Here is a 22938-nt window from a genome sequence, read left to right as displayed (position 1 = left end):
GGCAAGTCAAACTATTCGATTGCCTTTCGAAGCAAAAGCTTACTCGGCCGACTCTTCGGCAGGAGCTGCGACTTCTTTGCTGTTTTCCAGCAGGAATTCGATTGTCTTGCGCAGAGTGATCTCATCGTTCAGGCTGGCCAGCGAACCGTTGGCGCCCAGGATACCGCGGATCTCGTCCAGGCTGCGCTTGTACATATCAGCCATCGTTTGCAGTTCTTTTTCGATATCCTCTTCGGATGCCGAAATGTTCTCCTGCTTCGCGATTGCTTCCAGCACGAGGTTGTTCATTACGCGCTTTTCGGCATCTGTTTTCATTTGCGTACGCAGATCTTCAGCCGTTTGGCCGGAGAAGCTTGTGTACATTTCCAGGTTCATTCCTTGTTGGCGCAGACGGTTGTCGAAATCGCGCATCATGTTCTCGACTTCGCTTTCCACCATGGCTTCCGGAATTTCGACTTCCGCAGCTGCGGCTACAGCTTCGACAACCGCGTTTTCACGGGCTGCGTTGCTTTCGCTTTTCTTGCGGTCTTCGATTTGTTTCTTCAGATCTTCCTTGTACTCGTCCAGCGTTTCGAATTCGCTAACGTCTTTCGCGAACTCGTCGTCCAGCTCAGGAAGCTGTTTGCGTTTGATTTCGTGCAGTTTTACTTTGAAGACGGCTTCTTTGCCGGCCAGCTCGGCTGCATGGTAGGCTTCCGGGAACGTTACGGTAACGTCTTTGGAATCGCCTGTCGACATGCCTACAACCTGCTCTTCAAAGCCCGGAATGAACGAACCCGATCCGAGTTCGAGCGAGTAGTTCTCGGCTTTGCCGCCTTCGAAGGCTTCGTCGCCTACGTATCCGTCGAAATCGATCGATACGGTGTCTCCGTCGGCTGCCGCTTCTTCGTCAACGACGATCAGCTCGGCATGACGGGTTTGCAGACGCTCCAGCTCGGATGCGATTTCTTCTTCCGTTACGCTGATTTCGGATACAGGCACTTCCACGCCTTTGTATTCGCCCAGTTTCACTTCAGGTTTTACGGTAACTTTCGCTTTGAACTTCAGCGTCTGGCCTTTGCCGAATTGTTCGATGTCGATTTCCGGACGGTCTACCGGGAAGATACCGGCTTCTTCTACCGCTTCGCCGTAGGCTTCAGGCAGCAGAATGTCGATCGCGTCGTTGTACAGGCTTTCTACGCCAAAACGGGCTTCGAAGATCGACCGCGGCACTTTGCCTTTGCGGAAACCTGGAACATTGGCTTTCTTCACGACTTTTTGGAAAGCTTTATCAAGCGCGGATTCAACGCGTTCCGCTGCAACTTCGACTTCAAGAACACCAAGGTTCTTCTCGGTTTTTTCCCAACTTGCTGTCATATTAAGTATTCCCCTCCAACAATTAGCTATCAATTAAGTTAATTTAGCATACTACATCCACGTTCGCAATAACCATTCTATCATAAACAAATTTCCGGCGGATTTCAAGCGCAAACGCCAACGCTGCGCCAAAACGCCGGGGTTTCGGCCTGAAAAGTAACCGTTTCCCCTTCCGCTTACCTTCTCAGACTTCCTTTGGCAAATGCGCGGAGCGAGCGTTCGGCGCGTTCGCAGCGAAAACGCAGTTCTCCCGTGATTCCGTAGGCATCGCGGATTTGTTCGCTTTTCCCGCCTCCTTCAAGCGTCTCCGACGTTTGGGCGTGCAGAGCGGCGGCCCAGGCATCGATCTCTTCTTCGCCTCCGCGGATCAGCCCTTCGTAATCGGCGGTTCCGTATGCCGCCATCACGAACTGCATCCACATCTCGCGCGCGAAATAGAACAGGGAAGGATCGCCGCTCTCCGTCTGGTTCGCCACCCTCGTCAGCACTTCGGCGACCGCAATCGGGAATTCGTGCGGCAGCAGCGGCGTCCGTTCGATCTCCGGTTCGATCGTAATTCCGTCCCGGCGAAGACGGACGATCCCTGACGCGCCCCGCCGCTTCAGCGTCTGCAGGGTGCGGAACTGCAGCAGCGGATGAAGCTCTTCCGACTCCAGCCATCCGATCAGCTCGCGGTCCGTCTCCGGACCTTCCAGGTAAGCGAGCTGCTCCAGTGCAATTTGTCCCCGCTCCGTCAGCGGCTCCTGCGTGACGCGGCGAAGCAGTTCCCGCTCGTAGCCGGAATCTTCGCGCTGCTTCTCCAGTGTCCGCCGCTTGAGCGCCTGCGCCGCGTCTTCCGGTTCTTCGCCCGCCAGCACGGCTTCGTTGCCGTAGGCATCCTCCGCTCCTCCGGGAAAAGCGACCCGCAGCCATTCGAGCAGCGTGCTCCATTCCTGGCGCCGCTGTTCATCCTGGCCTTCGCAGCCCAACAGAAATTCCAGCGTCTCGATCGCTTCGCCGTAGCGTTCGCTCTCCAGCATCCGGGTCACCTGCTCCTGGTAATAGTCGAGCGTCTTGGGAAGCAGCACCACTCCCGCCTTGTCCGTTCTTCGTGTGGAATCGATAAGTCAACCCTCCTTTTCCGTAGGCCGGCTTCCGCTTGCGGCATCTTTGTGAGGCTACATTATATCACAAGCCGCAAGCCCGCGTCTGCCGCGCCGGCTGCCCGGGACTTATCCGTCTCCGTCTGTCCGAACCCGTGCTTCGGACAAGTTCTAATAAGATGTAGGGAAAAATGAACCCGCAGCTTCTTCCGGTTTTTTTCACAAATCCGCTTGCGGGAATAATGCTTATATGGTATATTAATTTCTGTTCTGTTTTTCACTTCTTGTCCCAGTAGCTCAGTTGGATAGAGCATGCGCCTTCTAAGCGCACGGTCGGGGGTTCGAATCCCTCCTGGGACGTATAAGATTGGGAGCCTTCCTTCGGGAAGGCTCTTTTTCGCTGCTTTTCGACCGGCCATTTCTGCGCGTTTCGCCAAAAAGTCCAGGTTCCCGTGCGGGAGCCCGGACTTTTTCTGTTAACGAACGGAAGGCGGCGTAGGCGGCTTGGGTACCGACGGCCCGGAGGGTCCGGGCGGCGGGACGGGCGGACGGGAGGGCGAAGCCGGAGGTCTCGCCGAAGAGCCTTCGCTTTCCGTATCCTTGGTGAGCATGACGCGATTTCCGTTCGAGTCCCATTCCAGCTCAGCATCGAACAGCTGCGCCGCGACGCGGACCGGAATCATCGTTTTGTTCTCGTACGACAGCGGTGCCGCTTCGAGCGTCAGGCTTTGTCCGTTGCGGCGGGCTTCCCGGCTGCCGAGCGTCAATACGTGGCGCGCCCCGTCTTCCCCTCCGGTAATCGTGATCGTTTTCCACGTTTTGTTGTAGCGGAACGAATAGCCGCCGAGCGCTCTCATGTCCGTCAGCGTCAAATAGGTCCGTCCGTTTCGGAACAGCACGTCGCCCGAAGCGGCCTTGCCGTTTATGTATACCGTCGCGCCGGCCGCCGAAGCGGTTTTCGCCTGCAAAAACAGCGGCAGCGACGTAATCAGGGCGGCAGCCAGGAAGGCAAGCGCGGTCTTTTTCGTTTTTTCTCCGGAAATTTTCTTCATCGTGTGTCCACTCCCTTCGTATACCCATTTTTAACCTTTTGCTTTGCTTTTAACGCGGTTTGGACTTCATCTTATTTATGGCGGAGCATGCCAAAAACGCCTACCGCTTCGGCGGCAGGCGAGTCCCGGTGCACACATGGAGCCGAAAAACCGGGCAAAGCCCGGGCATCCGGTTTTTGCGCGCGGTTATCGAAGCTGAGAAAGCCCGGCAGCCTTCGCGGCCGGTGCGTGGAACGTGCCTTCGACTTCCACGATATCGTCCTGGTTCAGACGGTCCACTTCGACGATTGTGCGCGGCGGATACGGTCCCGCTCCCCACAGTTCTTCCTGCACTTTGTTCACGATCGGGCGGTAGCGGTACATGTCCGTCGTGTACACGATAAGACGCGTCGCGTCGCGCAGGCTGGCCCCTTCGGATTCCGCGATCGTCTTCATGTTCAGGAATGCCTGGCGGATACGCGCTTCTTCGCCGCCGACCAATTGATCGGTCTTCGGATCGATTCCCCGCATGCCTGCAATGTAGATGCTGTCGCCCGCGCGGGTCGCCAGATTCCATGTGCCGGTCGGCCGGATCGCCCCGATCGGGAACAGCGTTTTGACGCCGTTCGGCGACACGTTAGATTTGCCGGTCGAAAACTGCGTGCCGCCGGATGCCCCGGATTGTTCGGGTGCCGCCCGCTTCTTCGTATGGAACGTCCCTTCGACTTCCAAGATATCGTCCTGGTTCAGACGGTCCACTTCGACGATTGTGCGCGGCGGATACGGTCCCGCTCCCCACAGTTCTTCCTGCACTTTGTTCACGATCGGGCGGTAGCGGTACATGTCCGTCGTGTACACGACGAGACGCGTCGCGTCGCGCAGGCTGGCCCCTTCGGATTCCGCGATCGTCTTCATGTTCAGGAACGCCTGGCGGATACGCGCTTCTTCGCCGCCGACCAATTGATCGGTCTTCGGATCGATGCCGCGCATGCCCGCGACGTAGACGCTGTCTCCCGCGCGGGTTGCCAGATTCCACGGGCCGGTCGGCCGGATCGCTCCTGCCGGGAACAGCGTCTTCACGCCGTTCGGCGATACGTTCGGATCTGCGGAAACCGCCGCCGCGCCGCCTGCCGTGACCGGGGGGGCGTAGAACGTGCCTTCCACCTCGACGATATCGTCCTGGTTCAGACGGTCCACCTCGATAATCGTGCGCGGCGGATACGGTCCCGCTCCCCACAGTTCTTCCTGCACTTTGTTCACGATCGGGCGGTAGCGGTACATGTCCGTCGTGTACACGACGAGACGCGTCGCGTCGCGCAGGCTGGCCCCTTCGGATTCCGCGATCAGTTTCATATTCAAAAAGGCCTGGCGAATACGTCCTTCTTCGTCGCCGACCAAACGATTGGTGGACGGAACGATTCCCCGCATGCCTGCCACATATACATAATCTCCCGCACGCGTACCGAGATCCCACGTGCCCGTCGATTGAATCGCTCCCGGAGGAGACAGCGTTTGAACTCCGTTCGGCGACACGAGCGTCGGCTGCGCGAAAGCGGCAGATCCGTAACTCGACAGGCCGATCTGAACGGCAGCGGCGCCGGCCAGCATTTTCCACGCCGTTTTCTTTGCTTTGAACATTTTATTCACTCCAAACTTGAGGTCTCGACGGATTCCAGTCCTTTTCCGGCTGCTTTCCGGTCTGTTTCCCGCCCGGTAAGCAAGGACTAATATACCATACCGGTTTCCGGTGTCAATTTGATATTCAGATATCGCGAACCGTTTTATCGTTTCGAAACCGATTTTATATCTGTTTAGAATAATTCGCAAACATAAAAAACCAGGTACTTAGAATCATTTTTTCCAGGGAAACGGATACAAAACTAACCGTTGTGCAATTGTCCGCCGACAATAAAAAAAGTCTGCCAAAAATCAGGCAAGGAGCGGCGTTACAAGAGTGAGCAACGTGCATCGCACGTACATACAAGGGGGAAAATCATGAGAAACAAATCGAACGCGTTCAAAAAAAGAAATCTGCAGCTCAGCATACGCAGTCGGCTTTTTGCTGCTTTCCTCGTCATTTTGCTGATTCCGACCGTTACGCTGGGCTTGATCTCCTACCAGAAATCCAAAACGGAAATTACGGAACAGTTCATGAAAAACACCCGTCAAACCGTCCAATCCGTCGACAGCCAACTGACGGGAATCATCCAGTCGAGCCTGAACGATCTGGATTACTTGTCCGGAGCCGTCAAAGGCGGCATGGTGCAGGGAACGGACAGCCCGCAGCTGCGGCAGATTCTCGATCCGATCAAAGCGGTCAAAGCCGAATACGACCATGTTCAATTCGCCACGGCGGACGGCAAGCTGCTCAACTCGCCGCAGCAGCAGTTCGAAGCCGGCTTCGATCCGCGCGAACGCCAGTGGTACAAAGACGCCTTTGCCCAAAAAGGAAAGGCGCTCGTCAACAGCCCGATCGTCGCGCAGGACGGAAAGGTCATCGTCGTCCCTTCCAAAGCGAGTCAGGACGGAACGGGCGTAGTGAGCGTCGTATTGAGTCTGGGCCATCTGGCGGAACAAACCAATGCCATTAAAGTCGGCGAGACCGGCTACGTGACCATTCTCGATCCGGCCCACGCCTATCTGACCCATCCCGAAATCGCGGCGGGCACCGAGAACGGCGAAGCTTACGCGGCCAAACTGGACGGCCAGCCTGCGGGAGAAATTCCGTTCGTGTCCGGCGGCGAAGACCAAACCGCGGTTTATGCGACCAACGCATTGACCGGATGGAAAATCGTCGGCGTGATCAATCAGTCGGAAATCACGGCCGCCAATCAGGCCATCCTCGTCACGACCGTCATCGTGATCGCGGCCGCCGTCATACTCGGCATGCTGTTGACTTGGTGGGTCGTGCGTTCGATCAACCTGCCGCTGAAGCGCCTCATGCTGGCTACGCAAAAAATGGCCGGCGGCGAACTGCGCGAAGAAGTGGAGGTCACTTCGAACGACGAGCTTGGGCATCTGGCCGGCTCGGTTAACACGATGCGCCAAAACCTCCGGCAGCTGATCGAACAAATCGGCTTCAACGCCGAACAGGTTGCCGCAACGTCGGAAGAATTGTCGGCGAGCGCCGAACAGACGCGCGCGACGTCGGAGCATATCGCCCTGTCGATCCAGGACATCGCGGACGGTTCGGACAAACAGGTGAACAGTTCGGAAGGATTTGCCCGGGCGACCCGCGAAATCTCCGGCGGTATGGAAGAAGCGGCCGCTTCGATCCAATTCGTATCCGAGCTGACCGACACAACCAACGGCAAAGCCCAGGAAGGCAACGAAGTCGTGCAGCAGACGGTCGGACAAATGCAGCGCATCCAGTCTACGACGACCGATGCCGCCGAAGTCGTCAATGCGCTGGGCAGAAAAACGAGCGAGATCGGCACCATCGTCGGCCTGATTACGGAAATCGCGTCGCAGACCAATCTGCTTGCGCTGAACGCCGCGATCGAAGCGGCGCGCGCCGGCGAACACGGACGGGGCTTTGCCATCGTGGCGGACGAAGTGCGCAAGTTGGCCGAGCAATCGGCTGGAGCCGCGGGCAGCATTACGGCCCTGATCGGCGAAATCCAGAGTGAATCGGACAAAGCCGTCCGTTCGATGCGCGAAGGCACGCAGGTTGTGGAAGACGGCATCCGGATGGTCTCGTTGACGGGGGCCGCGTTCGAAGAAATCCTCTCGTCGATCGGTCGGGTCGCGGACGAAGCGTCAGCGGTATCGGCTATTGTGGAACAGGTCAATATCAGCTCGGCGGACATGGTCGAAGGCGTCGAAGAAATGGCGGGCATTGCTTCGCGCTCGGCCGACAGCACGCAGAGCGTCGCCGCGTCGACCCAGCAGCAGAGCGCTTCCATGGCCGACGTGTCCCATTCGGCGGAAGAACTCAGCCGGATGGCGCAGGAGCTGCAGGAAGTCATCGGCAAATTCAGCGTTTAAAGAAAAGCCGCAAGCGGCGCCGCGCGTTCCTGAAGGCATGCCGCTGCAAAATGCCCCTAAACGTATCAAGGCCCGGAAGCCTTTAAGGCTTCCGGGCCTTTTTGGGTGCGCTTGTCCGAAGCGTGCCCTGCGCCGCCGCACACGCCATGGCGGATTGCGCACGGCATCCGCCGCTTAACAGGGATTCTGCGTATGCGCTTTGCTCCGGTATTCGTGCGGAGAAATGCCCTCCAACTCCTTAAACACCCGCGCAAACTGCTTGGTGTTCTCGAACCCCACCGCTTCGCCGATCTCGGCCGTTTTCAATCCGCGTTCGGCGAGCAGTTCCTTTGCGTGTTCGATCCGAATTTTTTTCAAATAAACGACGAAACTTTCTCCGGTATAAGCTTTGAATGCCTCGCTGAAATACGAATAATTGAGCGAGACATGGTTGCTGACCGTCGCCATATTGAGCGGACGGGCATAATTCGTTTCGATAAAGGCGACCGCTTCTTTGAGATTTTCATTCTCCGTGTAGGCCAGACGAACCTGCTTGATATAGTCGTTCAGACTGGACAGGAGATTCTCCAGGCTGCGGAAATAATCGTGAAAATACCGGAAGTTGTTCCAGTCTCCTACCCTGCGATACAGTTTCAGCACTTCCATCGAAGCTTCGCCGTAGCGCCGGAACACTTCGTCCAGCACTTTTTCGTTGATCAGCCGCACGGTCTGCTGAATATAGGCAATATCGATACGGGCCAACTGGTCGATCCGGAAAATGCGATACAGCCGCTCGTTCATCTCCTTCTGCCTGTCGGTTCCCAGCAGGTTTCCCAGCATCCGGACTTCTTCTTCGGGCGGCGGAAACATCTCCCGTCCTCCTTCGACGGCCCGGGCATCGACCAGATGGACGCCGGGATGCAAAAACGTATACTGCAGAGCGCGGCACGCGGAGCGGTAGCAGCGGGGCAGTTCGTCCAGTCCGCTTCCGGCTAGGCTCAGACCAATCAGCAGTCCGCCCAATTCCCGCTTCTCCGCAAGCCGGGCCAGTCTGACAAAGCGTTCGGCCGACGAATCGATCAGCACCAAACGCCCTTCCCGGTCCCATAACGCTGCCTGGTAGCCGGACGCCAGCGGGCCGTCCAGCCGTTCGATCAGCGCCGCAAGCTCTTCCCGGTCCATGCTGCCCCCCTGTTCATGCCGATAGGAAACGACCGCAAGCGAGAACGGCGCGCACAGCTCCGCCCCTTCCGCCGCAAGCTCGCCCCGCACGCGCTCAAGCTCCGCGCCCTCGGCTTCCAGAAGCTGTCCAAGGCCGGCGAGTCTCAGCCTTTTTTTATAATCCTGCACGGCATCGACCCGCTGGGCATCCGACGTACGGCTGTCCAATTCTTCCTGGGCGCGGGCAAGCGCTTCGAACAGATCTTCGCGGCGGATCGGTTTGAGCAAATAATCCCGGACCTGAAAACGGATCGCCGTCTTGGCATATTCGAATTCGTCGTACCCGCTTAGCACCAGCACAACCGGACCTTCCGCCGCCCGCTGTTCCAGCCGAAGCTGGGCCAGCATCTCCATCCCGTTCATGACGGGCATCCGAATATCGGTAATGACAATCTCCGCCGGCTGCAGCCGATGCATCTCCAGCGCTTCGCGCCCGTTTGCCGCCAGGCGAATCTCGCAAGCTCCTCCCCATTCCCGTTCAATCATGACTTTCAGTCCCAGACGGATATTTTTCTCGTCGTCCACGATCAGAAGCTGTCTCATTCGTCCCATCCCCCTCCGGTAAGCAGCACTTTCGGAATCGTCAGTACAACGCGCGTGCAAACGCCTTTTTCGCTCTCCAAAAACAACCCGTATTCCGCTCCGTAGAACAGCCGGATACGCTGATGCACGTTGCGCAGGCCGATTCCGCCGAGCTTGACCCCCGTATAGGCCGAACCGGGCCCGTCGTCTCCGGTCTTTCGAATCTCTTCGTTCAGCTCGGTCAGACGCTGCGGATCCAGCCCGTCCCCGTTGTCCGTCATCCGGATCTCGATCCTGGAAGCTTCCGCCTCATACGCTTCGATCCGAAACGTCCGCCGTTCGCCTTCTCCGAGTTCCTGCCAGGCATGCTTTACGGCATTCTCCACAATCGGCTGCAGCGACATTTTGAGAATCTCCAGTTCCATAAAAGGTTTGGGAATCTCGCAGCTCAGTTCGACCGGCTCGTCGAAACGGATATTGGTCACTTCGATATAGTTTTCGATATGGCGCATCTCGTCTTTCAGCTTGACGTATTCCCCTGTCCATTTGAAGTTGTAGCGCATCATGCCTCCGAGCGAGGTCAGCGCGTCCGAAATTTTGCGTTGATCTTCGATTTCGGCCAGCATCTTGATATTTTCAAGCGTATTGTACAGGAAATGCGAATCGATCTGATTGTACAAGGTGCGCAGCTCGGCTTCTTTCATCAGGGCCTGCTTGCGCACCGCTTCGGCAATCAGCTCGTTGATCGTCTGGGTCATCTTGTTGAAATGATGCGCCAGTGCGCCGATCTCGCCTCCTCCCCGGATCGGAAGCGAAGGCTGAAGCTCTCCTTTTCGCACTTTTTTCATGGCGTCGGCCAGATGTTTGAGATTTTTGAGAATAAACGAGTTCATGATATAAGTCAGCAGCGCCAGCACAAGGACGAACCCGATATTGGCGTAGATCAGCATGCCCCGCGTGCGATTCACGTCTTTGAGCACCTTTTCCAGCGATACGGCGTTCAACAGATAGGCATCCATCCGGTCTACCGGCGTATAGATCATCAGATAGGATTTGCCGGCTTGTTCATAACGGAAAAATCCGTCGGCGATATTCGGGACTTCTCCGGGATCGCCGAGCGCACGCAGCTTGGACGCCGAATCCTGGATGACCGGCGATTGCGGAGGCAGCGCTTCTTCGGATTCCCGGGTGTACACGCCGCTTCGGGTGACCAGCAGCATTTGCGATCCGTCTTCCTGCAGTTCCCCGAACGTTCTCGGCGAAAACCGGTCCAGCTGCATATCCACCTGCACGACGCCGATATGCTGGTCTTTGGGCAGATTGACTTCCCGCAGCAAAGACAGTTTCGGCGGATCTTCCTCCGTCGCGCTTACATCCTGCAGAGCCTCTTCCGGTTGGAAATACCAGATCTGCCTTTCGCCAAGCCCCTGCGTCAGCTTAAACCAGGGCTGCTTGCGGACACGGCTCTCCCGGAAAATAATCGGCCAAATCTCGTAATTGCGTTCATTGGCCGTATACAATCGAAGATGCAGCAGCGCGGGGTTGTTGATCTGGATCCGGGCCAGATTGGCGTAGGCCGTATTGTTGAAATCGACCAGTTCGGCCGCCGTCGGATCGACCTGCTCGGTGAGATAACGCCTCACATCCTGGTCGGACAGGGGAAGCTGGGCCGCCCGTTCCATCGTTTCGATCTGGTTGACGATCACCTGCTTCTCGCTCTGCATCAAGTACTCGCTTTTGAGCCGGGCGTCTTCGACATAACTCTGCTGGATATCTTCGTACAAATACGTCGACAGCAGCGTGCTCGGAATCAAAATGAGCAGCGCGTAAGCGGTTACCAGCCGGCTCTGCAGCGACCTCGTTTGCAGCCAGCGAAGAACCGCGGCGCCCGCGTCCCTGCCTTTTCGTCGCATCGGTTCCCCTCCCGTCCCGGTTCGCGCGGCGCATGCCGCGATCAAGCCTTTCTATCATATAAAGACGCGCTGCCAGCGACAAGACCCAAACCCGCAAAACGGACCTCAAGCCCCGGCATTTTGCTCCGGGGCTTGGGACCGCTGGGAATTTCGCGGCTGCGATCGGACGCAGCCTTATCCAGACGAATAACGGTTACTGGGTTCCGCCCAGCTTCTCGATATTTTTCTCGTATTCCGTTTGTTGATACGCTTGGACTTCCGCAAGTCCCGTCGATTTGCGTTTTTCCTGATAATCGTTCCACAGTTGGTCGAACTCCGCTTCGGAAGAAGCGAGCAGCAGCTTCGGCAGGGTCTTGCCCCACAGCTGTCCAAGCTTCGTGTTGGCGATCCCTTCCTTGGAGTTGCCCGTTGGGTTGATCTGATCGAATTCGGAGGCGCTGACCGTCTTGCCGCGCGTCCAGTCCATCATTTGTTTGAAAGGCTCGACCGGAGCCGGTGCCCACTGGTCGGTGACGTTCGTGTCCATCATCATCCAGTATTTGTGCGAAGCGCCGTATTTCGTATCGAATGCCGCACGGTCGGTATTGAGCATGTTCAGCACTTCCGGTTTGAATACCGGCTTGTCGCCTTCCATCTCGTACGTCACGCCTTCTTCGCCCATATACAAGTCGCGCTGGCCTTCTTCGCTTGTCAGGTATTCCAGGAAGGCGATTGCGCGCGCTTTATCCTTGACGTCTTTGGAGATCAGGGTCAGTGTCCAACCGGAGATGCCGGGACCCGACAGCGTCGGTTCGTCGGAAGCGGCGTTCGAAGGACCTTCTACCGCCATGTATACGGAGTTCGGATCGTTCGCGAACAGCGCGTTCTGCGGATTCGTAAAATCGCTGCGCTGATACATCATGGCGAAGTAACGGCCCTGCGCGATTTTTTCTTCCATTTGAGCCCGTTTGTCGATAAAAATGTCTTTGGCGAGCAGTCCGTTCTCGTTCGCCTGACGGAATGTCTTGAGCCAGCGCACATATTCCGGGTCGGTCTGGCGGTCGTACAGCTTGCCGTCTTTTTGCTGCGGAATCGCCAGGAAGTTCTGCAGATAACCTTCGAGCGAATAGTTGCCGTTGTCGGTGAACTCGTGCAGACCGATCGGGATCATCGGCTGCCCGTTGACGTCCGGGAACTTTTCTTTGGCGGCCTGGAGTCCGGCCAGGAAGCCTTCCGGGGTGCTCATGTCCGGTTTGCCGATCGCTTCGTACATGTCTTTGCGCACGACGAAGACCTGGTTGGAGACGTAGTTCTCGCCGTATTTCTCAAAGTCGGCCGGCGAAGACGAAGCGTTCGGATACCCGTACACGTTGCCGTCTTCCTGGGTGTACCAGGATAGTTTGGCCGGATCGGCGACGTTCGAGACGAAAAACGGATCGTACTTGTCCGCCAGTTCGTTCAGCGGCAGCACCAGCTTGCCTTCGATCATCTTCTTGACCGCGTCGTCGCTCCAGGCGATCGTGACGAAGTCGGGCAGCTTGCCGGAAGCGATCATGGTATTCATCTTCTCGGCTTCGTTGCCGGCCGGTACGATAAAGTTGATGCTGGCGCCGGTCTTTTTGGTCACATACTGGCTGGTCAGGTCTTTGCCCCAATCCGTTCCCGTGTACCAGGCAAAGTTGATATACCAGTCGAACGTAATCGGCGAAGTATCGTTTTTCCAGGCCGGTTGGCTCGGATCGACCGCCGCCTGCGCGGCTTCTTCTTTTTTCGCTGCTTCTTTGCTGTCCCCTCCGGACGAGCAGGCCGTGCTGAAGATCATCAGCATCGCCGCGAGCAGGATCGAGAATTTTTTTCCTCTTTTTTTCATGTGCGTACCCCTTTTCTGTGTGATGGAAGAACGATGTACCGCTGCTGCCCTCCGCCTTACAGCGGCTGTATGTCAAATGAAACGTGAAACCTCTGCCGGTAAACCGAAGCGGATCGTCCAAACCTTTCGGCCGTAGGCCTCAGCCTTTGATCGAGCCGATCATCATGCCTTTGACAAAATATTTCTGCAGGAACGGATACACGAATACGATCGGTGCGGTGGTCACGACCATCGTCGCCAGCTTGATCGACTGCGAAGTGACGGAACGCGTAACGCCTCCCGGTACCGCCGCCATCATCTGATTCGAACTGGATTCCGCCACGACCCGGTACAGATACGTCTGGATCGGCTGCAAATCCGTATTGTTGATGTAGATCATGCCGGTAAAATAATCGTTCCATTGATAAACGCCGTGGAACAGCGCGATCGTCGCGAGTACCGGCATCGAGACCGGCAGCACGATTCGCAGGAAGATCGACCAGTCGTTCGCTCCGTCGATTCTCGCCGCTTCCTCGAGTCCTTCGGGAATTTCCCGGAAGAACGTCATGAAGATGATGAGGTCGAAGAAACTGAACAATACGGGAATGATATAGACCAGGAAATTATCCAGCAGATGCAGATCCCGGATCAGCAGATAGGTCGGAATGAGTCCGCCTCCGAAGAACAGCGTCACCGTGCCGATCAGGATATAAATCTTGCCTCCGATCAGCCCTCTGCGGGAGAAGGCGTAAGCGACCATCGCGGTGAAAAAAACGTGGGCGACCGTGCCGACCAGCGTCTTCGCGACCGTCACGCCCATCGCCATCATAATGCCTTCGCTGCGAAAAACGGCGCCGAAATTATCCAGGCTGAATTGTCTCGGCCACCAGTAAATGCCGCCGCGCATCGCATCCGTACCGTCGTTGAACGAATTGACCAGCACGTACCAGATCGGGTAGATCGTAACGAAGCAGATGAGCGCCATGCCCAAAGCATTCAGAAAATCGAATATCGCTTCGCCTCTCGTTTTGCGTTTTAACATCAACATGCACCGGTTCCTCCTTCCATTTGGCTAGAAAAGCGAAGTGTTGTTCAATTTCTTGGTCACGCCGTTGGCAACCAGCAGCAGAACCAGCGCGATCACCGACTTGAGCAGGCCGACCGCGGTCGAATAGGAGAAGCGTCCCTGCTGAATCCCTGTTTGGTAGACGTAAATATCGATCACGTTGCTGGCGCTCTCGTTCAGGGAGTTGCGCAGCACGAGAATCTGGTCGAAATTGGAATTCAGGACGCCGCTGACCGCCAGGATGAACAGGATCGCGATCGTCGGACGAATATTCGGCAGCGTGACGTAGAACATTTTCTGGAACCGTCCGGCTCCGTCCATCGTCGCCGCTTCGTACTGCTCCGGCGATACGCTTGCCATGGCCGCCAGGTAAATGATCGCCGACCATCCGAGCTCTTTCCAGATATCCGAGGTGATGACGATCCCCCAGAAATATTTCGGCTCCGCCAGATACGAGATCGGCTCGCTGATCAGCCCGAGGGCCATCAATATATTGTTGATGATGCCGACATCGGCAAGCCAGGTTGCCAGGATGCCCCCGAGGATAACCCAAGACAGAAAGTGCGGCAGATACGAAATCGTCTGCACCGTTTTCTTGAAGCGGACCGAACGAAGTTCATTCAGAAACAAGGCGAACACGATCGGCAGCGGAAAACCGATCAACAGCTTGATCAAGCTGATTCCCAGCGTGTTGCGGATCACTCCGCCAAGTTCGTCGTCCTGCAAAAATTCCCTGAAATGATCCAGTCCGACCCAAGGCGAATTGGCGATACTGTCGACGATGTTGTATTCCTTGAACGCAATGATGATGCCGTACATCGGAATATAATTGAAGATGAACATCCAGGCGACGCCAAGCAGCGCCATCGTCTGCAGATGCCGCTGCTGCAGCAGTCTTCTCCACCATCTGCGCGATCTTCCTTCCCGGTCGGACGGCAGCTCCGAAGCGCCCGCCGCTATTTTTCTCTCCATCTTTCCGCCCCTTTCAACCCTGCGGTTCCTGTATTTGCAATCGCTTACATCTCTGAATTTATTGTAGCTCCCCTTCTTCGTTCCGGTAAGGCTCCATATTTTGGATTAGAGTCTCAAATTTTCGGATAAGTACTAATTCGAAAATTTGATACCCAGTCTCAAATTTTCGGATACCCGCAAGCTTCATTCCCGGCTCTCTTTCTTGGTATAATCGAAAAAGAGCCTTTCGCCTTCTTCCTTCTACTCCAACTATCAACAACCGGTTTTGCGAAGCCGGGAAAGGAAGTGCACGATGCCGGAACCTTTGATCTGGAAAAAAAGAATCCGGACGATTCGCGATTTCAACTACAGCGATATCATGCAGGCCGGCGTGCTGCGAGAACGCCTGCTGCACAGCTCCTACTCGCTGACGGAGTCGCGGATCATTCTGGAAATTTCGCGCCGGACCTCATTGACCGCCACAGACTTGAGCCGTGACCTGGGGCTGGATCCCGGTTATCTGAGCCGCCTGCTCGGCAGGCTGGAAACGGGAGGCGTCATCGAACGTCCGCGCAGCAAGCGGGACGGACGAAGACGCGTGCTGAAGCTCACCCCTGGCGGCAAAAGGATTGCCGGGCTGCTGAACCGCAGAGTCGACGACGATATTGCCGAGTATCTGGCGGGACTGACCGAATGCGACCAGTCCAGATTGATGGACGCGATCCACGTCATCAACGAAATCAACGACTCGCGCGGGAACCGCATCGCGGACAGCCGGTACTTTTTGCGGGAAGCCGAACCGTCCGACGCGGAACGGATTGCACGCGGATATGAAGCGCTGTTTGAACAAACCTTCGGTTCGGCAGGCGAATTCCGCCAAGCTTTGACCGATACGGCCGCTCTTCTGTTCGAAATCACCGATTTACGGCAGGCGCACTGCTGGATCGCGGAAATGAACGGAGAAAGCGTCGGTTCGATCGTACTGGAACAGTTGGACCAAGACCGGCTTCATATCAAACTGCTTATGGTTGAACCCAAGCGAAGAGGGCTTGGCATCGGAGGCAGCCTGCTGGATCAAGCAATACGCTTTGCCAACGGGACAGACAGCAAGCAGATGCTGATCTGGACGATTCGGGATCAACGCCGCCTGCAGGGAATGCTGTCCAAACGGGGCTTCAAGCAGACCGACCGTCCAACCGTTTCTTATTACGGCATGAGTTTCGAAGTCGAAAGCTGGACACTGGACCTGCGGGAATAAATGAGCTGCTCTGTTTATTACGGATATTAATTCTTTTTAATGTATTATTATTCATTTTCCGGTTCGATTTATTTTCATCTTTTTATCTTTTTCTTAATGAGTCATATTAACTGACATATGTAAAGGTTTATTATCGATTTTATTGAATGAAAATAAATCGAAACTAAACGACTCACTCCGTTAAAGCGAGTTAAAAGACGAAAATAAACGAAATAAGTCGAATAAAGCGTTTTATTAACTGAATACCGACTTTGTTAAATAACATTACATGGACTTATATTTATAGACATCGGGAAGCAAGTTGGGTCACCTTTTCTTCCTTCCCACCATTCGCCTACGAGGAGGAGTTCCATGTCCACGATGTCTATGAAGGTTATGAAAGCCGTTCTTGCCCTTGGTGTTACCGCTGCAGCCGCAGCGCCGATCGTTCGCCTTCCCGGCGCCTCCGCGGCGGAAGTGACGGGCACGGTCGTCTCCAGCACGCCGGCTCCGGCAGGGTCGGCTGCCGCGCCGGCCGTCAAAGCCCTGCCCAAAGTCGAAGTCATCGCCACGGGCGGAACGATCGCAGGCCAATCCGCCGACGCCACAAGCTTCGCCAACTATCGGGCCGGCACGCTGCTGATCGCGGACATGGTAGCCGAACTTCCGGACAAAGAGAAAATCGCGCAGGTCAGTACATACCAGTTCGGCAACTCGGGCTCCAGCGCTTACAGCATCGCCGATTTGTACGATCTTTCTCTCCGTGTGGATCAAGCGCTGAAGACGCAGGACGCGGTTGTCGTGACCAGCGGTACGGACACGATGGAAGAGATCGCCTATTTCCTCGACCTGACCGTCCGCAGTTCGAAGCCGGTCGTGGTCACCGGATCGATGCGTCCCTGGACCGTAATCGGCAGCGACGCGCAGGCCAACCTGTATAACGCCATCAAGCTGGCCGCGAGCGGCAAGACGAAGTATTTCGGCACGGTACTGATGCTGAACGACGAATTCCACGCCGCACGCGAAGTGACGAAATCCAACGCCTACCGCACCGATACGTTCGTCACGCCCGAATTGGGCGCGCTCGGCTATATCGACGAAGCCGGCGTTCGTATCTACCGGGCACCGTCCCGCGCCCTGCTGGGCGCAGCGGATTGGAACACGCCGTTCGATCTGTCGAAGATCGCCAAACCGAATCTTGCCAAAGTCGAAATTGCCTACTCGTACCAGGATGCGGGCGCAGGCGCCATCGCGGCCTTTGTCGCCAATGGGGCGGACGGCATCGTAACGGCAGGAACCGGAGCCGGCGGCATTTCCCGGGCGATGGGCGCCGAACGGACGGCGGCCATCAAGGATCACGATACGATCTTCGTATCCACGACCCGCACGGGCTCGGGCAGCAGCTATTCCGGCGGCGAAAATATCATTGCCGGCGATAACCTGAACGCGGCTCACGCGCGGCTCATGCTGCTGCTCTCGCTCTCGTTCTCGGAAGATTTCGATACGATCAAAGGCTGGTTCGAAACCTACGGTTCCGCACAGGTCAGCGTACCGGAGAAATAAAACGGGCTGCTTATGCCGCAAGAAACGCGGTACCCATTGCCGCCAAACAGGTTCGGGACGAAAATGTCCCGAACCTGTTTGGTTTTTCGCAAGCAAAACGGTCCTGCCCGCTCTTTGGAGAAGCTCACATGGCACGATCGAAGCAGGTCGGCGAAAGCCCCTTTTTCGTATAAAAAACCGATTTGTCAGCTTTATATTACCCAAACCCGGGTAATAGTAAAAAGTAAAGCTTGGTTGTAAGCTGCCAAGCACAAAATTCATAAAGCGGAAAGGAGAAGCCGTTTGTCCCTACTCCATCTCTTGACGCTGTCGCCGTTCCTGCTTGCCGCTTTGATCCCTCTGCTTGGAAAAGCGGTCCCCCGTCTGCACACAGGATGGTTTGCCGCGGCCTTGTCGGCGCTGTTGTTCGCGGCTTTGCTCGGCTATTTGCCCGAGGTACGCGCCGGTTCCCCGATTACCGAATCCTTTGCCTGGATTCCGTCCCTCGGCATTTCGTTCACCTTGTATCTGGACGGATTGTCTCTGCTGTTCGCCCTCATGATTACCGGAATGGGTGCTTTGGTCGCCGTCTATTCCGTCGCCTATATGGATTCTTCCAAAGAATCGCCGACCTCGTTTTACGTCTGTCTTCTGACCTTTATGGGTGCCATGCTCGGCCTCGTATTGTCCGACAATCTACTGACCCTTTACGGATTCTGGGAACTCACCAGCATTACCTCGTTCCTGCTGATCGGTTACAGGCATGAAAATTACCGGGCACGCTACGGCGCGCTCAAATCGCTGCTGATTACGATGACGGGCGGACTGGGACTGCTCAGCGGATTCGTGCTGCTCTATGTGATGAGCGGCACATACCGGATTCGCGAGCTGTTCGAAGTCGGAGCCCCGCTGGCTTCGCATCCGTTGTTCCTGCCGGCCATGATCCTGATTCTCGTCGGCGCTTTCACCAAATCGGCCCAGTATCCGTTCCATATCTGGCTGCCCGATGCGATGGAAGCTCCGACGCCGGTCAGCGCTTATCTGCACTCGGCCACCATGGTCAAAGCGGGTCTTTACCTGGTCGCCCGGCTCAGTCCCGTCTTTTCCGGCACGCCGGAATGGTTCTGGCTGGTCTCGCTCGGAGGACTCGTTACCCTGCTGTACGGATCGGTTGCGGCGGTCAAACAAACCGATCTTAAAGGCATACTCGCCTATTCGACGATCAGTCAGTTGGGTCTGATCATGTGCCTGCTCGGCCTGTCTTCGCTGTCGGGCATCTTCGACGGCGAAGAACAGCTGCTGTATGCCGCCGCCGGGACGGCCGCCTTGTTCCACCTGCTGAATCACGCCGTATTCAAAGGCGCTTTGTTCATGGTCGCCGGCATCGTCGATCATGAAACCGGCACACGCGATATCCGCAAACTCGGCGGCCTGGCCCAGGTGATGCCGATCGCGTTCACCATCTCGCTGTTTGGCGCTTTTTCAATGGCGGGCCTGCCTCCGTTCGGCGGTTTTCTCAGCAAGGAAATGTTTCTTGAAGCCGTTGTCGAGACGCTGCATGCGGGCGTATTCGATCTGCACACCTGGGCCGCCTTGTTTCCGTTCGTCGCCTGGATCGCCAGCGTCTTCACCTTCATCTATTCCGCGTTGTTTGTTACCCGAACCTTCCTGGGTCCGCGCAAGAAAGCGATGCGCGGTCTAAAAATCCACGATGCGCCGGCACTCATGACGATTCCCCCGGCACTGCTTGCCGCGCTGGCTCTTGTTCTGGGGTTGTTTCCCGGCCTGGCCGCTTATTCGCTGATCCAGCCCGCGGCGGAAGCCATGATGCCGATCGCCGCGGCGGACGGCGGAAGAATCCCGGTCGAGATCAAATTCTGGCACGGCTGGACGCCTGCGCTGTGGATGACGATCGGCATCGTCGCCTTCGGGGCCCTGTTGGCCTGGAGCGCGCGGCGCTGGGCGAAACTGTATGCCTTTTTCCCGCGCAGATTGTCGATCAACCGTTTCTACGATGCCAGCCTTCGCTTCTTCGAACGGATTACCGTCTGGGTAACCGCGTTCTATATGAACGGATCGTCGCGCAGTTACGTCAAATACATTCTGGGCTTTATGATGCTCGTGCTCGGCTTTATTCTGTTCAATTCGACGGATGTGACGTTCCGCGTCGGCGCCTATGCGCAAATCGCTCCTTACGAGTGGGTTATTCTGCTGGGACTCGCTGCCGGCGGCATCGCCGTTCCGTTTGCGAAATCCCGACCTGTCGCGATCATTCTGACCGGTACGGTCGGTTATATGATGACGCTGATGTTCGTCTTCCTGCGGGCGCCCGATCTGGCACTGACGCAGATGGTCGTCGAATCGATCTCCGTCACGCTGTATCTGCTCTGCTTCTATCATCTGCCGAAGCTGCGGACCGAGCAGCAGGCCGTCCGCTTCCGTCTGCCGAATTTCCTGGTGGCCATTGCGGTAGGCGTGCTGATGACACTCGTTGCGCTTGCGGTACTGGGCACCAATCCGTTTGAGCCGATTTCGGATTATTACGTCCGAGAAAGCTATGAATCGGCCGGCGGAAAAAATATCGTCAATGTTATTCTGGTCGATTTCCGGGGCTTCGATACGATGCTGGAAATCATGGTGCTTGCCGTCGCTTCGATTGGCATTTACAACATGATCAAGCTGCGCAGAAAAGCGACCGATGTCGGTTCCCGCCACGTCTCGCACGACGGCGACGAATCGGATGAAGACGCCGCGGTGTTCCGCCATGCCCAGTATGGACATGACGGCCCGACCGAAGAAACCCTCGACGAACGGGGGAGCGCCGAAAATGAACAGCTCGAACCTCTCGAAGCGGAAACTTCCGAATCCGAGGGAGGAAAATTGTCCGAACTCGGAGAACCGGACGACAGGGACTCCGCTTCGCCCGAAACCGAAGTTCCCCGCATGAAAGGAGGAGATTCGGATGCCTAAAGGCAGTGATATTTTTCTGCAAAACGTATCCAAAATCGTGGTCTTCCTGGTACTGGCATTCGCTTTGTACCTGTTCTTTACCGGCCACGGCAGCCCCGGCGGCGGATTTATCGCCGGGCTGATGAGTGCCGGAGCCCTGCTTCTGCTGGCTCTCGCCTACGATATCGAAACGGTGCGCAAAGTCGTGCCGTTCGACTTTAAACTCATCACCGCGATCGGGCTGCTGATTGCGCTGGGTACGGGAACGGGCGCCCTATTGTTCGGGCAGCCGTTTCTGAAGCACGCTTTCGGCCATTTCGATCTTCCGCTGCTCGGCGATACCGAGCTGCATACCGCCCTGATCTTCGACCTGGGCGTTTACCTGGCAGTCGTGGGAGTTACCATGACGATTCTGCTGACGATCGGAGAGGACCGCTGATGGAAGTCATCGTAGCCGTCATCGTAGGCATTCTGTTCGCCGTCGGCATCTATCTCATCTTGACGCAGGATCTGCTGCGGATCGTGCTGGGCACTTCGCTGCTGACGCATGCCGTGCATCTGCTGCTGATGACGATGGCGATGCTGAAGACCGGTTCGGCTCCGCTGCTGGGCCGGGGAGCCGAAGACATCGTGGACCCGCTGCCGCAGGCATTGATCCTGACGTCGATCGTTATCAACTTCGGCATTACCGCTTTCTTCCTCGTCCTGTCTTACCGGGCTTATCAGAAACTCGATACGACGGACATGGAACGGATGCGAAGCGAATCTTCCAGACATAGGGGGCGCAGCCAATGAACAACTGGGTAGTCGCGCCCATGCTGATTCCGCTCTTTACGGCGGTCATCTTGATCTTTCTGCACAACAAGCTGAAGCTTCAGCGCTGGATCAGCCTGATAAGCGCTCTGCTGAACGTCGGTGCAGCTGTTATTCTACTGTATCAGGTTCAGCATAACGGAATCCAGACGCTCAATATGAGCGGCTGGGCCCCGCCGTACGGCATTGTTCTTGTAGCCGATATGTTCGCCGTTCTGCTGGTACTGGCCGCTTCGATCGTCAGCGCCTGCTGCCTGCTGTATTCGTTCCGCGGTATCGACGAGCAGCGGGAACGGCATTATTTTTACTCGCTCGTGCACTTCATGCTTGCCGGAGTCAGCGGATCGTTCCTGACCGGCGACTTGTTCAATCTGTTCGTCTGCTTCGAACTGATGCTGATGTCTTCCTATGCGCTGATCGTTCTTGGAGGAACCAAGCGGCAGTTCCGGGAAACCCTTCATTACATTCTGATCAATGTGCTGTCCTCGACCCTGTTCGTCGCTTCGATCGCCTATCTCTACGGCGCGACCGGCACGCTCAATCTGGCACATTTGTCCATGCGGATTGCCGAGAGCGGCCAGAGCGGACCGATCACGGCGGTCTCCGCCCTGCTGCTCGTCGTGTTCAGCGTCAAAGCCGGGCTGTTTCTGTTCTTCTGGCTGCCCGGTTCCTACGGCGCGCCTCCGGCCGCAATCTCGGCCCTGTTCGGCGCCCTGCTGACCAAAGTCGGCATGTACGCCCTGATCCGGACTTTTACGCTGATCTTTTACCACCAAGCCGAAGTGACGCATATGCTGATCGGCACCATGGCTATTGCCACTATCGTGCTCGGAGGATTCGGCGCCGTTTCGCAGACGAATGTCAACCGGATTCTGGGGTATAACGTCATTGCCAGTATCGGCTTTATGTCGCTCGCCCTCGCCGTCTCCAACGAAGACGCGCTAACGGGTGCCGTCTTTTACCTGGTTCACGACATGATCGTCAAAGCGCTGCTGTTTCTGCTTGCCGGCATCCTCGTCGCCGAGACGGGCACGGAGCGCATTAACCGGATGGGCGGCGTATTGACTCATTCCCCGCTGCTCGGCTGGATGTTCCTGATCGCTTCGCTGGCCGTCGTCGGAATCCCGCCGCTGAGCGGATTCCCCGGCAAACTGCTGATTATCCAGGGCAGTCTGGAAAGCGGACAGTACCTCATGGCGGCGGCCGGCGTACTGCTGACCCTGATGCTGCTGTACTCGTTGATCAAGATTTTTATTCTCGCTTTCTGGGGCAAGCCCCGCCGACTGCGCGAATCGGAATGGAAACAGACGCCCAAACTGCTGCTCAGTTCCGCTCCGCTGATGCTGATTATCGTCCTGCTCGGGGTGTTCGCCGAAGCCTTTATGCCTTATGTCGAGAATGCTTCGAGTGTATTGGTCGATCCGACGATCTATATTCAAGCCGTATTTAAGGAGTAGATGC

General features: G+C 56.5%; 16 protein-coding genes and 1 tRNA gene. 8 read left to right on the top strand and 9 right to left on the bottom strand.

The window, feature by feature from the left end:
- Positions 1–39: 39 nt before the first annotated feature.
- Together tig and HOP44_RS15020 are read right to left on the bottom strand one after the other, a co-directional pair.
- Positions 40–1356 carry a trigger factor gene (gene tig, locus HOP44_RS15025; RefSeq protein WP_172195179.1) on the bottom strand — a complete coding sequence of 439 codons (1317 nt, stop codon included), beginning with the start codon at positions 1354–1356 and terminating at the stop codon, positions 40–42.
- A 176-nt stretch (positions 1357–1532) separates the two neighbouring features.
- Positions 1533–2423, bottom strand: a complete 891-nt coding sequence (locus tag HOP44_RS15020; RefSeq protein WP_343059902.1) for a hypothetical protein — start codon at positions 2421–2423, stop codon at positions 1533–1535.
- Between the two features lie 301 nt (positions 2424–2724).
- Here HOP44_RS15020 and HOP44_RS15015 point away from each other — a divergent pair.
- Positions 2725–2798, top strand: a tRNA-Arg gene (locus tag HOP44_RS15015).
- Positions 2799–2914: 116 nt separating this feature from the next.
- Here HOP44_RS15015 and HOP44_RS15010 read toward each other — a convergent pair.
- Both HOP44_RS15010 and HOP44_RS22645 read right to left on the bottom strand, forming a co-directional pair.
- Positions 2915–3490, bottom strand: coding sequence for a copper amine oxidase N-terminal domain-containing protein (locus HOP44_RS15010; RefSeq protein ID WP_172254682.1), 576 nt, complete (start codon positions 3488–3490; stop codon positions 2915–2917).
- Positions 3491–3676: 186 nt separating this feature from the next.
- Entirely contained in the window at positions 3677–5107 is a 1431-nt protein-coding gene (locus HOP44_RS22645) for a RidA family protein (RefSeq protein ID WP_216667597.1), read from the bottom strand.
- 357 nt (positions 5108–5464) lie between these two features.
- On the opposite strand from HOP44_RS22645, the gene HOP44_RS14990 reads away from it, so the two are divergent.
- On the top strand, positions 5465–7456 hold the full coding sequence (locus tag HOP44_RS14990) for a methyl-accepting chemotaxis protein (protein ID WP_172254680.1): 1992 nt from the start codon (positions 5465–5467) through the stop codon (positions 7454–7456).
- A gap of 174 nt (positions 7457–7630) precedes the next feature.
- Here the strand turns inward: HOP44_RS14990 and HOP44_RS14985 are convergent, their stop codons facing one another.
- The 5 genes from HOP44_RS14985 to HOP44_RS14965 form a co-directional block, all read right to left on the bottom strand.
- Entirely contained in the window at positions 7631–9199 is a 1569-nt protein-coding gene (locus HOP44_RS14985; RefSeq protein WP_172254678.1) for a response regulator, read from the bottom strand.
- On the bottom strand, positions 9196–11091 hold the full coding sequence (locus HOP44_RS14980) for a cache domain-containing sensor histidine kinase (RefSeq protein WP_246369833.1): 1896 nt from the start codon (positions 11089–11091) through the stop codon (positions 9196–9198). The genes HOP44_RS14985 and HOP44_RS14980 overlap by 4 nt, the downstream gene beginning before the upstream one ends.
- Before the next feature lie 193 nt (positions 11092–11284).
- Complete coding sequence (locus HOP44_RS14975; protein ID WP_172254676.1) at positions 11285–12940, bottom strand: extracellular solute-binding protein; 1656 nt, start codon at positions 12938–12940, stop codon at positions 11285–11287.
- 139 nt (positions 12941–13079) lie between these two features.
- On the bottom strand, positions 13080–13967 hold the full coding sequence (locus tag HOP44_RS14970; RefSeq protein WP_172254674.1) for a carbohydrate ABC transporter permease: 888 nt from the start codon (positions 13965–13967) through the stop codon (positions 13080–13082).
- 24 nt (positions 13968–13991) lie between these two features.
- Positions 13992–14957: an ABC transporter permease gene (locus HOP44_RS14965; RefSeq protein WP_172254672.1), complete on the bottom strand. Its 966-nt coding sequence runs from the start codon at positions 14955–14957 to the stop codon at positions 13992–13994.
- 292 nt (positions 14958–15249) lie between these two features.
- Here HOP44_RS14965 and HOP44_RS14960 point away from each other — a divergent pair, with 292 nt between their 5' ends.
- The 6 genes from HOP44_RS14960 to HOP44_RS14935 all read left to right on the top strand — a co-directional run bounded on the left by HOP44_RS14960 (position 15250) and on the right by HOP44_RS14935 (position 22934).
- A complete protein-coding gene (locus HOP44_RS14960) occupies positions 15250–16194 on the top strand; it encodes a bifunctional helix-turn-helix transcriptional regulator/GNAT family N-acetyltransferase (protein WP_172254670.1) in 945 nt (314 codons plus the stop codon).
- A gap of 351 nt (positions 16195–16545) precedes the next feature.
- The gene (locus HOP44_RS14955) at positions 16546–17736 is read left to right on the top strand and encodes an asparaginase (protein ID WP_172254668.1); all 1191 of its coding nucleotides are present in this window, start codon (positions 16546–16548) and stop codon (positions 17734–17736) included.
- Positions 17737–18018: 282 nt separating this feature from the next.
- On the top strand, positions 18019–20685 hold the full coding sequence (locus tag HOP44_RS14950) for a Na+/H+ antiporter subunit A (protein ID WP_172254667.1): 2667 nt from the start codon (positions 18019–18021) through the stop codon (positions 20683–20685).
- The gene (locus HOP44_RS14945) at positions 20672–21103 is read left to right on the top strand and encodes a Na(+)/H(+) antiporter subunit B (protein ID WP_172254816.1); all 432 of its coding nucleotides are present in this window, start codon (positions 20672–20674) and stop codon (positions 21101–21103) included. Before HOP44_RS14950 ends, HOP44_RS14945 begins: the two co-directional genes overlap by 14 nt.
- The gene (locus HOP44_RS14940; RefSeq protein WP_172195220.1) at positions 21103–21459 is read left to right on the top strand and encodes a Na(+)/H(+) antiporter subunit C; all 357 of its coding nucleotides are present in this window, start codon (positions 21103–21105) and stop codon (positions 21457–21459) included. The genes HOP44_RS14945 and HOP44_RS14940 overlap by 1 nt, the downstream gene beginning before the upstream one ends.
- Positions 21456–22934 (top strand): Na+/H+ antiporter subunit D, encoded by a 1479-nt coding sequence (locus HOP44_RS14935; protein ID WP_172254666.1) that lies wholly within the window; start codon positions 21456–21458, stop codon positions 22932–22934. The genes HOP44_RS14940 and HOP44_RS14935 overlap by 4 nt, the downstream gene beginning before the upstream one ends.
- Positions 22935–22938: the final 4 nt, after the last annotated feature.

The sequence above is a fragment of the Saccharibacillus deserti genome (assembly GCF_013618475.1).
Lineage (GTDB): Bacteria > Bacillota > Bacilli > Paenibacillales > Paenibacillaceae > Saccharibacillus > Saccharibacillus deserti.
Note: the sequence above shows the minus strand (reverse complement) of the source record. Positions and strands in the feature narration are given on the sequence as shown.

Coding starts and splice junctions, on each gene's coding strand:
- HOP44_RS14985 (WP_172254678.1), bottom strand. CDS start 9,199: ATGAGACAGCTTCTGATCGTGGACGACGAGAAAAATATCCGTCTGGGA.
- tig (WP_172195179.1), bottom strand. CDS start 1,356: ATGACAGCAAGTTGGGAAAAAACCGAGAAGAACCTTGGTGTTCTTGAA.
- HOP44_RS14960 (WP_172254670.1), top strand. CDS start 15,250: ATGCCGGAACCTTTGATCTGGAAAAAAAGAATCCGGACGATTCGCGAT.
- HOP44_RS14955 (WP_172254668.1), top strand. CDS start 16,546: ATGTCCACGATGTCTATGAAGGTTATGAAAGCCGTTCTTGCCCTTGGT.
- HOP44_RS14965 (WP_172254672.1), bottom strand. CDS start 14,957: ATGGAGAGAAAAATAGCGGCGGGCGCTTCGGAGCTGCCGTCCGACCGG.
- HOP44_RS15010 (WP_172254682.1), bottom strand. CDS start 3,490: ATGAAGAAAATTTCCGGAGAAAAAACGAAAAAGACCGCGCTTGCCTTC.
- HOP44_RS14935 (WP_172254666.1), top strand. CDS start 21,456: ATGAACAACTGGGTAGTCGCGCCCATGCTGATTCCGCTCTTTACGGCG.
- HOP44_RS14970 (WP_172254674.1), bottom strand. CDS start 13,967: ATGTTGATGTTAAAACGCAAAACGAGAGGCGAAGCGATATTCGATTTT.
- HOP44_RS14975 (WP_172254676.1), bottom strand. CDS start 12,940: ATGAAAAAAAGAGGAAAAAAATTCTCGATCCTGCTCGCGGCGATGCTG.
- HOP44_RS14980 (WP_246369833.1), bottom strand. CDS start 11,091: ATGCGACGAAAAGGCAGGGACGCGGGCGCCGCGGTTCTTCGCTGGCTG.
- HOP44_RS14940 (WP_172195220.1), top strand. CDS start 21,103: ATGGAAGTCATCGTAGCCGTCATCGTAGGCATTCTGTTCGCCGTCGGC.
- HOP44_RS22645 (WP_216667597.1), bottom strand. CDS start 5,107: ATGTTCAAAGCAAAGAAAACGGCGTGGAAAATGCTGGCCGGCGCCGCT.
- HOP44_RS14990 (WP_172254680.1), top strand. CDS start 5,465: ATGAGAAACAAATCGAACGCGTTCAAAAAAAGAAATCTGCAGCTCAGC.